10 protein-coding genes are annotated in these 12,453 nt (G+C 67.9%); 3 read left to right on the forward strand and 7 right to left on the reverse strand.

From position 1 onward, the window contains the following. The first annotated feature begins 722 nt into the window (after positions 1 to 722). From BM150_RS24840 to BM150_RS23995, 3 genes are all read left to right on the forward strand, one after another. A complete protein-coding gene (locus tag BM150_RS24840) occupies positions 723 to 845 on the forward strand; it encodes a hypothetical protein (protein WP_281243634.1) in 123 nt (40 codons plus the stop codon). Positions 846 to 1,004: 159 nt separating this feature from the next. Beyond that, a complete protein-coding gene (locus BM150_RS02365) occupies positions 1,005 to 1,334 on the forward strand; it encodes a hypothetical protein (RefSeq protein ID WP_092922983.1) in 330 nt (109 codons plus the stop codon). Positions 1,335 to 1,691: 357 nt separating this feature from the next. Then, positions 1,692 to 1,829, forward strand: coding sequence for a hypothetical protein (locus BM150_RS23995; RefSeq protein WP_175496638.1), 138 nt, complete (start codon positions 1,692 to 1,694; stop codon positions 1,827 to 1,829). Between the two features lie 115 nt (positions 1,830 to 1,944). Here the strand turns inward: BM150_RS23995 and tsaD are convergent, their stop codons facing one another. From tsaD to BM150_RS02400, 7 genes are all read right to left on the reverse strand, one after another. Continuing rightward, the gene (tsaD, locus tag BM150_RS02370; protein ID WP_092922986.1) at positions 1,945 to 3,012 is read right to left on the reverse strand and encodes a tRNA (adenosine(37)-N6)-threonylcarbamoyltransferase complex transferase subunit TsaD; all 1,068 of its coding nucleotides are present in this window, start codon (positions 3,010 to 3,012) and stop codon (positions 1,945 to 1,947) included. Next, positions 3,009 to 3,572 carry a ribosomal protein S18-alanine N-acetyltransferase gene (rimI, locus tag BM150_RS02375; RefSeq protein WP_092922989.1) on the reverse strand — a complete coding sequence of 188 codons (564 nt, stop codon included), beginning with the start codon at positions 3,570 to 3,572 and terminating at the stop codon, positions 3,009 to 3,011. The genes tsaD and rimI overlap by 4 nt, the downstream gene beginning before the upstream one ends. Next, a complete protein-coding gene (gene tsaB, locus BM150_RS02380) occupies positions 3,569 to 4,273 on the reverse strand; it encodes a tRNA (adenosine(37)-N6)-threonylcarbamoyltransferase complex dimerization subunit type 1 TsaB (RefSeq protein WP_092922992.1) in 705 nt (234 codons plus the stop codon). The genes rimI and tsaB overlap by 4 nt, the downstream gene beginning before the upstream one ends. A gap of 142 nt (positions 4,274 to 4,415) precedes the next feature. Beyond that, on the reverse strand, positions 4,416 to 8,249 hold the full coding sequence (locus BM150_RS02385) for a glycoside hydrolase family 2 TIM barrel-domain containing protein (RefSeq protein ID WP_092923352.1): 3,834 nt from the start codon (positions 8,247 to 8,249) through the stop codon (positions 4,416 to 4,418). Between the two features lie 250 nt (positions 8,250 to 8,499). Next, a complete protein-coding gene (gene alc, locus BM150_RS02390; RefSeq protein WP_092922995.1) occupies positions 8,500 to 9,669 on the reverse strand; it encodes an allantoicase in 1,170 nt (389 codons plus the stop codon). Continuing rightward, positions 9,666 to 11,039: an allantoinase AllB gene (allB, locus tag BM150_RS02395; RefSeq protein ID WP_092922998.1), complete on the reverse strand. Its 1,374-nt coding sequence runs from the start codon at positions 11,037 to 11,039 to the stop codon at positions 9,666 to 9,668. The genes alc and allB overlap by 4 nt, the downstream gene beginning before the upstream one ends. A gap of 209 nt (positions 11,040 to 11,248) precedes the next feature. Further along, a complete protein-coding gene (locus BM150_RS02400) occupies positions 11,249 to 12,373 on the reverse strand; it encodes a glycerate kinase (RefSeq protein WP_092923001.1) in 1,125 nt (374 codons plus the stop codon). Positions 12,374 to 12,453: the final 80 nt, after the last annotated feature.

Here is a 12,453-nt window from a genome sequence, read left to right on the forward strand (position 1 = left end):
GAGCACTCGCGGAAGCGGTGAGTCCCCACCGTGGCACCCGGGACGCGTTCTTCGAGTTCGCGTCCCGGGCATTCGTTTCCGGCGATGTCGCCGCGCGCAGGAACTCGTACCGGGGTCCGTTCGAGTGTCTCCGCCCTCCTCCGCACCACGGACGATCGGGCTACTCCGAGACAGAGCTCCCGAACCGGCTTCCGCCGGGGAAACCGAGTGGATTCATCCTGCCGAAGAGACGATCGATCACACCACCACACTGTTCGAACTGCCACGAGAAAATATGATTTAAAATCATTCTCACTTTCACAGAGAAAGCCGAAAAATATTAATATCCACAACGATGCCACACCAAGAAGAGGACTCACGCTCACCCTTCCGAGCGGCAAACGGAAATCATCATTGCCAATCATCGGGAAAAACTGATCTACTTCAACACGACACACCGAACTGAGCGTAGAGGGGAAGCCGAACGAATACCGAAACACCGGGCCGCTCCACACCGATCAAAACCGAAGAACCATGAAGAACATTATCGCCTGCTCCGCCATCGCAGTACTCACTTTTCTGCTCACCACGACTCCGTCGCTCCACACCCGGGAAGCTTCGGCATCTCCAGGAGAGAAAAATTCACAAGCCAAATGCACTAAACACACGATAATACGCGAGGAACCCGAGCAGAATTCACGACCGCTCGGAACTTGCCTCAGAAACCAACCCATAGAAGCCATATGCCTGGAGTTCGGACCCCCATGGAGGTCTGGATCTTCATGAGCACCACGGACAACCGGGACGGCTACGTGCCATCGGAGTCAGTAACGGCCGAGAACTGGGAGAACGTGCCCGAATGCTGAACTATTTCCTGTTCGGACGACCGGCGTAACGATCCCACCCAGGGAACCGGACAACACTCCGCAACCTCGTGCTCCAAGAGCACCCGGTAAAGACGCACCCGGTGGCTCCTGATCCCTCCGGGTGAAAAGTAAGTATCCAACACCGAAAGGATTACCAAAATGCGGAAGATCGCAATGCTGTTCGCGATGCTGACGGCCTCGGTCGCCTTCTTTCCCGCGATGGCCGCGGCACAGCCGGCGGAGAGCGCCCTGGTGGCCAAGCCAAGCACCACCGGATACTGCACCCACTACACACTTATCCGCGAGAATCCCGGACACAACGCCCGACCGAACGGAAGCTGTAAGACCAACGAACCGTTCACGGCTTTCTGCTTCCAGGACATGGGTACGGATCTGTGGATAAAGATGCAGACATCGACCAGCCCGGTAGGCTACGTGAACGCCGACGACGTCAAGATCGACGACTGGCAGAAAATCGGCCAGTGCTGACGGAGTAGCGGGAACTTCGGAGGGTGCGGTCGCCCAGTGACCACACCCTCCGACTCCGTCCGGCGTCCCGAAAACGGGAACGAGGTCGCGTCGGAAACGCACATCATCCGACCGAAACACTCACAGAGCCAGTACCGATCCGGTTTTCGGACACGAAGGAACACGATGAGAGATCGAACCGCCGTCTTGTGCACGACATTGGCGTTGCTCGTCATGTCCGGCTCGCACGCGTGGGGCGAGGAACGAACCAACGACGGTACCGGAGGCACTCAAGCGGTTTGCCGTCATCCGAGCCCGATACACCTGAGGCCCACCAGCGATTCGCGACAGCTGGACCTCTGTTCGCAAGGGGAAACTATGACAACCCACTGCTACGTGGACAACGGAGCGGACCTCTGGCTACGCGTATCTCCCGTTGCCGAAGTGCTCGGATACATCAACCTGGACAACGTAGAGGTCAAGAACTGGAATCAGCTCTCCCGTTGTGCGAGGTAACCTCATGAGGCCGATAATGTCCGCGGCCGTGACGAGCACGCCCCGTACCGGCGGGGTTCGGTCGGGGGCCTGCGGCCGTGACCACCCGACCGAACTCCGCCGGTAAACGAATCCCTCAGCGCAGCACCACGGTGTCCACCGACATCCCTGGGTTGGCCGACAGTCCCAGCGGGGAGGGTTCGACGCGGTTGGCCAGCACGTGGGCGCCCACCGCGGCGATCATCGCGCCGTTGTCGGTGCACAACCTGGGACGCGGCACCCGCAGCGTGATCCCGGCCTCGGCGCAGCGTTCCCGCGCCAACCCGGAGAGTCGTGAGTTCGCCGCCACCCCGCCGGAGAGCACCACGGTGTCCAGCCCCAGCTCCACGGCGGCTCGCACCGCTTTCTCGGTGAGCACGTCGGCCACCGCTTCCTGGAACGACGCGGCGATGTCGGCGATCGGCAACTGCTTGCCCGCTTCGCGCGCCTGCTCCACCCAACGCGCGACAGCGGTTTTCAGTCCGGAGAACGAGAAGTCGAACTTCGCGTCCCGCGGTCCGGTCAGGCCGCGCGGGAAGGCGATCGCGTTCGGGTCGCCCTCACGGGCCATCCGGTCGATCGGCGGGCCGCCAGGATACGGCAGTTCCAGGATGCGTGCCACCTTGTCGTACGCCTCTCCCGCGGCGTCGTCGATGGTCGAACCGATCTCGGTCACCTCGTCGGCGACCCCGGCCACCGACAACAGTTGGGTGTGCCCGCCGGAGACGAGCATGGCCAGGCAGCGGGACGGCAGCGGCCCGTGCTCCAGGGTGTCCACCGCGACGTGGCCGAGCAGGTGGTTGACGCCGTAGAGCGGGACCCCCAGCGCCGCCGCGTACGCCTTCGCCGCGGACACCCCGACCATCAGCGCACCGGCCAGCCCCGGCCCCGCCGTCACCGCGATGGCGTCCACATCGGACAACTTGATGCCCGCTTCGTCCAGCGCCCGCCGCGCCGTGGGTTCCATCGCCTCCAGATGGGCCCTGCTGGCGATCTCGGGCACCACACCGCCGAACCGCGCGTGCTGCTCCACGCTGGAAGCCACCGCGTCGGCGAGCAATCGCACCGAGCCGTCCGGTTCGAGTCGGACCAGCCCGACACCGGTCTCGTCACACGAGGTCTCGATACCGAGCACGATCCGGCCGGGGCCACCATCGGTACTCATACCGCTCCACCTTCCTGCTCGGCCGTACGCTCCGGGCGCCACATGGTGTAGGCGTCGGCGCCGGACGGCCGGTAGTAGCGCTCGCGCTTGCCGACCACCTCGAAACCGTGCTCCCGGTAAAGCGCGATCGCGGAATCGTTGTCGGTCCGCACTTCCAGGAACACCTGAGCCCGCTGCTCGTCCGCGCGGACCAGCAGCTTGCGCAACAGTGTCCTGCCGACTCCCTTCCGCTGGTAATCCGGGTCCACGGCGATGGTGTGCACCTCCGCCTCGGCACGCGGCGGCCGAGCCACGAGGGCCAGTCCGGCGTATCCGATCAACCGGTCCGCGGCGTCGTAGGCACCCACGTAGTAGTCCCCACCGTCCAGCGCGGCGGCGAAAGCGTGCTCCGACCACGGATCGTCGTCGGGGAACAGCAGTTCTTCCAGTTCGGCGCAGCGCGGGAGATCGCGGCTGCGGAGCTTCGCGACGAACGGTTCGGACGCCCCCGACGGCGTACCGGACTCACCGGGGCGCTGGTCACCGGGGAACTGGTTACCGGCGCACTGGTTCTCGGTCACGTCCTCCCCCGCTCGGCCGTCACGGACTTCGGTGGTCCTGGCGCGGCAGCGTCTGGCCTGCGCAGGTACATCGGCACCAGGGGCCGGGGATCCGCTCCGGCCACCACCTCCGCTCCGGCCACCGCCACGATGCCCTCGGGGCTCGGATAGGCGGGCTCGACCACCTCGAGCCCCAGGTCGGGGGCGTGCCGCGCGGCCGACTCACCCGCGGCGGCCCGGACGTGCAGCCCCTCCAGGCGCGGGGGAAGTTCCTCGGGCCGGTCCACGGCGGGATCGGTCAGCCGCTCGCGCACGCCGTACGGTTTCCTGGAGCCGTAGGCGGCCCAGTACACTTCGCTGCGGCGGGCGTCGGTGAGCACCAACAGCGGCGAGTTCCCCTCGGTCCGCGCCGCTATGGCGTCCAGACTGCTTACGGGATACACCCGGGTCCCGGAGGCGTGACCGAGCGCGGCGGCCGTGACCATCCCGACCCGCAGTCCGGTGAACGGCCCCGGACCGGCGCCGACGACGATCGCGTCCACCTCACCCAGCTGATGGCCGCCTTCCGCGAGGACATCGAGCAACTGCGGGGTGAGTAGTTCACCGTGGGCGCGAGGATTGACCGTTACGCGCTCGGCCAGCGAGTGCGGCCGAGTGTCCGCGAGCTCGACCAGCCCCGCGGTTACCGCGGGAGTCGAGGTATCCAACGCGATGACGAGCACAGTGGTTCAGAGTACTTCAACCGCAGGTCATCGCCCTCAACGGGTCGGGGATCGCGCGCACGGCCCCCGACGTGCGGCGGGGCCGCCGGGCCGGTGGGATTCCGGCTCGACGGCCCCGTCGGGAAATCAACGCCCACGCGCCTCACCTTCCGGTGGGGCGCAGCACCACCGAGTAGGTGTGCGGGCGGTCGGCACGCACCCGGTACTCGTCCCGCACCGGGTTCGGCGTGTCACCGAGGCCGGTGACGGCTTCGGAGACGTGCAGCGTGATGAACGGGTCCTCACGCAGCTGGTAGGCGAAATCCGTGCGCTCGGCGTTGGAGTACCGGTCGGCGGAGACCGCCAGTGAATCGCCGGAGACCGACAGCCCCGCGTGCTCGCCGGAGAGCTTCACCCACTCGGTGTCGACCTTGACACCGTTGTCCTGCGGCGGCAGGAAGTCGAACCACTGTTCGTCGACCGTCGAGGACCAGCGCCCGATGTGCTGCGAATCCTTGCGATCGGGATAGGACTCGCCGGGTCCGCGGCCGTACCAGGTCATGTCGCCGAACGACTCGGGCACCCGCAGCGACATCCCGACCTTGGGCAGCCACGGCAACGAACGCATCCGTTCGCCGTAGGCCTCGAGCCGGTGCTGGAGTTCGATCCCTCCGGAGGAGTCGATCCGATACGTCCAGCGGCTGTCGAAACCGTTGCCGGAAACGTCGGGGGCCGAGGAACGGGTGCGCACGACCACCTTCGCCTTCCCGGCCTCGGAACGGCTCACCCGAACCGAGCGAACCTCGGTCTCCAGCCGGTCCAGTCCCAGCTCCCGGAACTGCGCCTCGGGGTTGACCCCGCTCCAGTTGCTCCACTCGTTGCCGGTCGGCGGCCGGAACACGTCGAGCTCGGGACCGCCGAGCAACCGCTCGGTTCCGTCGGTGGACAGCGAGCTCAACGTCCCCTGATCGCGGTCGAAGGTGTACCGGAAACCGGCACCCCGCACCCGGACGTCGTCGGCGGCACGTCGCACGGAGAGCGACTCCGTGCTCCGGTTCCGCTTCCGGTCGGCGCTACCGGGAGCGGCCGGGGCCCGCTCGCCCCCCGCCGCGAGCTGTTCGGAGGCGATGGTGTGCCCCGCCGGGATGCTGCGGGAGGCCTCCCGCAGCTTGGCGGTGAGCACCAGGAAGCGCTCCGTCTCACCCGCGCTCGGCAGGTCCAGGTCGACCTGTCGGCTCTCGCCCGGCCCCACGGTCACGTTCACCGGACCGGCTGCCACCTCACGACCGTTGGACTTCAGCTTCCACCGCAGGTCATAGGCGTCGGTGCTCAGGGTGTGGTTGAGGTTGCGCACCACGAACCGCCCGTCGGCGGCATCGGTGGCCCCGTCGACCGTGTCGAACCGGATCGGCGCGTGGCTGTAGGCCAGTTGCTTGAGCTCCGGCTGTGGAGTGCGGTCGGCGTTGACCAGACCGTTCACCACGAACTGCGAGGACCCGTACGTGTCGTACTCTCCCGCGCGTCGCTGCTCGTCGAAGTTCAGCGCGAGAACCGCCCGCCGCGCCGGGTCGGCACTGGAGGAGATGTCGCCCGGTGACAGCGCACTGTCGTAGACGCGGGCGTTGTCGACCACGGCGTGCGCGGTCCGCCCGGCGAAGCTGTCCCGGTGCTTCTCCTGGTTCCGGCCGACGGTGACGGTGTACATGGTGTTGTGCGCGATCTCGCCGTCGTAGGACTCGGCCGCCACCTGCTCACCGTCGAGGAAGAGCCGCACCTGCGAACCGTCGTAGGTGCCGGTGACGCGGTGCCAGTTTCCCCACCAGTCATCGGGGATCTCCACCCTGGCGGTGTGCCAGCCGCCCTCGCCGTAGACGAAGAACTCGACGTGGTTCCGATCCGGCATCTGCAGTGCCCACTGCTTGTCGCCCTTGGCCAGGAAGGTGTTGGAACCGTCCCAGGACAACGGCTTGACGCGGACGTCGAGCGTGACCTCCTCGCCCGTTATGCCGAGTTTCGGATCGCGGTAGGCCTGCGCCCAGTCGTCCATTCCGGACAGTTTCAGCGCCTTGCCCTCCACGCCCTTGACCAGTGAGGGGTTGCCGTTGACGTGTACCGGGATGTCGTTGCCCGAGGAGTCGGGCAGCATCCGGCGTTGTCGCGACAGGCCCTGGTCGACCCAGTCCCACACGAATCCGCCTTGCAGGGCGGGCTCGCTGCGGATGGTCTTCCACATGTCCTCGTAGTGCCCGAGGCTGTTGCCCATGGCGTGCAACCACTCGCCCATCACGACCGGTTTGGTCTCGGTGCGGGCGATCTCCTTCAGCGCACCGGGCGAGGGATAACGCGGTCCGGCCACGTCCGCGAAGGGCGCGTCACCGCCGTGGTTGTTGGCCTGGTGGTAGAGCAGCCTGGTCGGGTCGACCGCGCGGGCGTGCTCGGCCATGTCGTAGTGGGCCTTGCCGAGTCCCGCCTCGTTCCCGGTGTCCCAGATGATCACGCTCGGGTGGTTCTTGTCGCGTTCCATCATCGCGTCGAACCGATCCGCGAAGGCGGCCTGCCATGCCGGGCGGTCGGCGAGGCAGTCCCGTTCGGGCTCGGCCGAGCAGTTCTCCCGGTAGTGGGTCTCGGTGTCGACCTCGTCGGCCACCAGCAGACCGTTGCGGTCGGCCAACCGGTACCAGTACGGATCGTTCGGGTAGTGCGAGGTCCGTACCGCGTTGATGTTGTTGCGCCGCATCAGGGCGACGTCCTCCCGCTGCCGTGCGCGACTGACCGTGCGCCCGGTCTCGGGGTCGTGCTCGTGCCGGTTGACGCCACGCAGGTTCACCGGTTGGCCGTTGAGCAGGATCTGCCTGTCCTTCGTGGTGACCTCGCGGAAACCGACCGGCTGCTGGGTGATCTGCTTGACCTCGCCGTCCGGGCCGAGCAGCCGCAGCACCACGGTGTAGAGCGCGGGGTTCTCGTCGCTCCACAACTCGGGGGACTCGATCTCACGGCTGAGATCGATGCGGGCACTGCCACCGTCGACCTTCGTGGTCCCGTCGAGACCGGCCACTCGATCGCCCCCGGGGCCGTGGAGCGCGGCCCGCACGCGGTGCTGTCCGGTTGTGCCGCCCCGGACCGAGCTCAGATCCACACCGATGTCGAGTGTCGCGTCGGTGTAGGAGTCGTCCAGATCGGTACGGACGGTGACGTCGGACATGTGGGTTCGCGGCACGCTGTAGAGGCGGACGCTGCGGAAGATCCCGGAGAAGTGCCAGAAGTCCATGTTCTCCAGGTAGCTGCCCGCGCTCCAGCGGTGGACCCGCACGGCGATGGTGTTCTTACCCGGGTGCAGGTACTGGCTGATGTCGTACTCCGCCGGGGTGTAGCCACCCTGGTCGTAGCCGACGTAGTTGCCGTTGATCCACACGAAGTTGCCGCTGGTGGCGCCCTCGAACCGAAGCAGCTGGCGCCTGCCGTCCCAGTCCTTCGGGAGGTGGAACTCCCGGACGTAGGCACCGGTCGGGTTCACGTCGTCTGGAACCTTCGGCGGGTCGTACGGCGAGACCTCGGATGAGACGTTGCGGTAGATGGGGTGACCGTGGCCCTGCTGTTGCCACACTCCCGGCACCGAGATGTCGTCCCACCGCTTGGTACGGCTTCCGCGCTGCCAGCCTTCGGGGAGTTCGCGGTAGTGGTCGGCGTACCGGAACCGCCACTGACCGTCCAACGACTTGGTCCAACGGGTGGGGCGGTCCTGTTTCGCCGCGGTGTCCTGGCGTGCGGCGCGCAACGCCTGTTCCGCGTTGTCGTAGGGACGTAGGTAAGCGTGATGTGGTTGCTGGTTCTCCCCGACCCTGCTCGGGTCCTCCAAATAGGACTCGATCGTGGCGGGATCGGTGGGGCCGTCCGGTTGCCGCGCCTGTGCCGTGGTGGGCACCAGCACGGCCATCACGGCAACCGCCGTCGCCGAGGCCAACCAGCCCGCGGGACGTAATCGACGCCTCGCGCTCATGAGCACCTCCCTCAGCAACAACACAGTGTGTAATCTTGTTTTTTCGTGTTTGTCACTGTGTTGTTGCTGAGGGATCTTGTCCGATTCGCCGGCCGAGGTCAAGATTCATCCCACCGGTACCGCCCGAACAGGGCAGTACCGGTGGGACACGGACACCGGCGGCACAGCGATTTCGCGAGAAATTGACATCCGTACCCGGTGCCCGCGGCTTCCGTGGGGGAGCCGCTCGATCCGGCGCGGCGCGCCGAACTCAGAGCAGGGCCGTGAGCTCGGGAGGGAGAACCGCGTCCTCGGGGATCGGCCTCCGCGCGAGCAGCGTCTCGGCGGCGGCCTCGCCCGGCCCGGCCGCTCCGGTCAACACCTCTCTGGCCTGCCCCGGCGGCAAGTGGTTGAACCACCGAGCCACCAGGTGCCGCACCCCGTCCTCGGCCGCCCGGCCGTGCAGCCGCAACCGGGCCATCCCACCGTCCGGGAACACGTCCAGTCGCACGTGGGTGACCTCGGCACGTACCGGCAGCCGGAACCGGTGGCAGGTGTCCGGTCGCAGCCTGGTTCGCGGCAGCAGCTCCGTCCAGGACGCGGGATCGTCCGGATCGTGCTCGCGCGCGTCGCAGCCGGACAGCGCCGCCCAGCCGGGCGCGTTGCCCTTGAAGTGGCTGGTGTCCACCTCGGCGCGCTCCACGGTCCCGGCCGCGGCCAGCCGCACCGAGACCCAGTCGTTGCCGTCGTCCCTGCGGCGCGCTGTCTCCCAGCCCTCACCCATCACGCGTGCCAGCCCGGGAGCGAACAGGTTCGACGGCGAGGAGAAGAACATGTTGCTGCAACCGGTGACCCGACCGCCGTTCTCCAACGCGCCCAGGTCGAAGCGGTCGGAGACCCAGCGCGGATCCGCCACCGGCTCACCGTGCACCCGCAGCCGGGCGATACCACCGTCCGGGTGCATGCACAGCCGGACGTGGGTGTAGCGGTGCGGCGGATCCACGTCGAAGACGTTGCGGGTGTGGCCCTCGACCGGGCTGGGCGGCAGGATCTCCTCCCACTCCGCGTGTTCGAGCTCGCCCGGATCGGGATAGCCCTCGACCGCGCAGGCCTGCACCGAGACCTCCGGCGGATAGTTGCCCTTGAAGAACGAGGTGTCGACGACGAGCCTGCGGATCAGGCCGGGCAGGCCGAGTCGGACGATCGCGTGGTCGAAACCGGGCTCGCGGCGCCTGCGGGTCTCCCAGCCGTCGTAGATCTGTCCCTTGTGGCCGAAGCTGTAGGGCTGGTAGGTGGGTTCCTCGGGCTTGAGTAGGTTCTCCCGCTCGGCGAACAGCTCGTCGTTGGCGTAACCGGCCGATCCGCCGTAAACCCGGGAGGCGAGATCGGGCAACGCGGAGCGGTACGAATCCTCGCTCGTGGTGTCCTGGTTCCGGCTCATGCTTCTCCTCGATTGAGCAACTTGCCCGCGGGGGCGGTCCCGGCTTCCGGACCGGCGATCGGCGTGCCGCGCAGCCAGGTCGAACGCACCACCCCGGCCAGGGCTCGACCGTGGTAGGCGCTCACCGCGTTGCGGTGATGGAGTTTCTCCGCGTCGACCACGTAGGCGTCGTCCGGCGCGAACACGCACAGATCGGCGTCGGAACCGACCGCGAGGGCTCCCTTGTCGCGCAGCCCGGAGACCCGTGCCGGTCCGGACGACATCCAGGAAACGACGTCGCTCAGCTCGAAGCCCCGGATCCTGGCCTGGCTCCACACCGCCGACAGGCCGAGTTGCAGGCTGGAGACACCTCCCCAGGCCACACCGAAGTCGCCGATGTCCAGCCGCTTGAGCTCCGGGGTGCACGGCGAGTGATCACTGACCACGCAGTCGATGACCCCGTCGGCCAGTCCTCGCCACAGCAGCTCGCGGTTGGCGGCCTCGCGCACCGGCGGGCAGCACTTGAACTGGGTGGCACCGTCCGGGATCTCCTCCGAGGTGAAGGAGAGGTAGTGCGGGCAGGTCTCCACGGTCGCCCGCACCCCGTCGGCACGTGCCGAGGCGATCATCGGGAGCGCGTCGGACGAGGACAGGTGCAGGATGTGCACGCGGGCGCCGGTGCGCCGGGCGAGTTCGAGCACCTGGGCGATGGCCATGTTCTCGGCCCCGCGCGGGCGGGAGTGCAGGAAGTCGCGGTAGTTCTCACCGTGCGCGCTCGGGGCGTGCTCGATGGCGTCGGAGTCCTCCGCGTGCACGATCATCGTCGCGTCCAGCTCGGCGACGATGCGCAGCGCCCGCTCCAGCTCCGCGGAGTCCAGCGGCGGGAACTCGTCCACCCCCGAGTGCAGCAGGAAGCACTTGAACCCGTAGACACCGCTCTCGTGCAGCCCGCGCAGCTCGTCGAGGTTGCCGTGCACGGCGCCGCCCCAGAAACCGACGTCCACGTGCACGTTGTTCCGGGCGACCTCGCGTTTGACCTCCAGCGACCCCGCGTCGATGGTAGGGGGCAGGCAGTTCAGCGGCATGTCGACGATCGTGGTGATACCGCCCTCGGCCGCCGCGCGGGTCGCGGTGGGGAACCCCTCCCACTCGGAGCGGCCGGGATCGTTGACGTGCACGTGGCTGTCGACCATCCCGGGCAGCAGCACCTCGTCCTCGGCGAGTTCGACGGTGCGGGCACCCCGCATCGGGGCGTCGAGGGCTTCGACGGCCGCGATGCGTCCCTCCCGGACGCCCACACTGCCGGACACCTCACCGTTAGGACCGATCAACCTCCGCGCACGGAACACGACGTCGAATTCCGGAGCCGAGGAGTTGACGGGTTCGACCACCGCGACTACCTCCCAACTAAATTTTCAACAGAATGTTGAAGCCTATCCCCCGTTCGGTCAACCCCTTCGGCTCGACCATGCCCACTCGATCGGCGTAGCTGGTTACTCGGCGAAACCCCACGCACGGCTCTCACCGCGGGTGCCCCGACATCCGGCAGCGACGTCCCACCGCCCGGCGATTTCGTGAGAAATTGACGGAGCCGGGGACATCACAGAAAGTCGTCGGCGATGTGCTCGCCTACTCGATGGAGGAGCGCGGCGGCGCCCTCGATGGAACGTGCCGGGTCGGGCTGCAGGTGCGCCAGGGCGTAGACCGCCGCGAAACCCCCGTCCCGCAGACGCTGCCGGGACAGCGAGCACTTGCCCGCCACGGCCACCGTGGGAACGCCCGCCTTGGCGGCGCGCGCGGCCACGGCCGCGGGAACCTTGCCGTGCAGGGTCTGTTCGTCCAACGCGCCTTCCCCGGTCACCACCAGCGCGGTACCCGCCAGGTCACGGTCGAAGTCGACGAGTTCGAGCACCACGTCGCTGCCGGAGCGGAATCTCGCCGACAGCGCCGTCATGGCGCCGTAGCCCACGCCGCCCGCGGCACCGGCCCCGGGACGGTCGGCGGACGACTCCCCGGTGACGCGGCCGAGGATCTCGGCGAACCGCTCCAGCGCGCCATCGAGCCGCCGAACCTGCTCCGAACTCGCGCCTTTCTGGGGGCCGTAGACGTGGGCGGCGCCGGAGGAACCGCACAGCGGGTTGTCCACATCGGATGCCAATACCAGGTCCACCCCCCACAAACGCGGGTCCAAACCGGACAGATCGGCACCGGCGATCCGTTCGAGCCCTCCACCGCCGGGTGAGAGCGGATTCCCGGCGATGTCGGTGAACCGGGCCCCCAACGCGGTGAGCATGCCCGCCCCACCATCGGTGCAGGCACTGCCGCCGACACCGAGCACGATCTCACGCACCCCGGCGTCCAGGGCGGCGGCGACCAGCTCCCCGGTCCCGTGGCTGGAGGCCCGCAGCGGATCGAACTCGCCGGGCGCGAGCAACGCGAGCCCGGAGGCCGAGGCGAGCTCGACGACTGCGGTCGTGTCGCTGACCGCGATCTCCGCGTCCACTCTCCTACCGGTCGGCCCGGTCACCCGCACGGGCGAGCGTTCGAACCGCCCGGTGGCCAGCGCGGCCCGCACGGTGCCGTCGCCGCCGTCAGCGACCGGGGTGGCGCGGACCGCGGCCGAGGGCATCCTGCCGCGCAGGCCGGCGACGACCGCTTCGGCGACCTCGGCCGCGGACAGCGACCCCTTGAACTTGTCCGGTGCGACGAGAACATGACCAGTCACAACACGCTCCGCATCTTCGAAAAGAGGGTGCCCCCTGCCAGTTAAGCCCGGCACCGAGGCAGAGGGCACCCCTGGCGTCG

The sequence above is a fragment of the Actinopolyspora alba genome (genome assembly GCF_900112765.1).
GTDB classification, from domain to species: Bacteria; Actinomycetota; Actinomycetes; order Mycobacteriales; family Pseudonocardiaceae; genus Actinopolyspora; species Actinopolyspora alba.

Coding starts and splice junctions, on each gene's coding strand:
- BM150_RS23995 (WP_175496638.1), top strand. CDS start 1,692: ATGACAACCCACTGCTACGTGGACAACGGAGCGGACCTCTGGCTACGC.
- BM150_RS02365 (WP_092922983.1), top strand. CDS start 1,005: ATGCGGAAGATCGCAATGCTGTTCGCGATGCTGACGGCCTCGGTCGCC.
- BM150_RS24840 (WP_281243634.1), top strand. CDS start 723: ATGCCTGGAGTTCGGACCCCCATGGAGGTCTGGATCTTCATGAGCACC.
- tsaD (WP_092922986.1), bottom strand. CDS start 3,012: ATGAGTACCGATGGTGGCCCCGGCCGGATCGTGCTCGGTATCGAGACC.
- alc (WP_092922995.1), bottom strand. CDS start 9,669: ATGAGCCGGAACCAGGACACCACGAGCGAGGATTCGTACCGCTCCGCG.
- BM150_RS02385 (WP_092923352.1), bottom strand. CDS start 8,249: ATGAGCGCGAGGCGTCGATTACGTCCCGCGGGCTGGTTGGCCTCGGCG.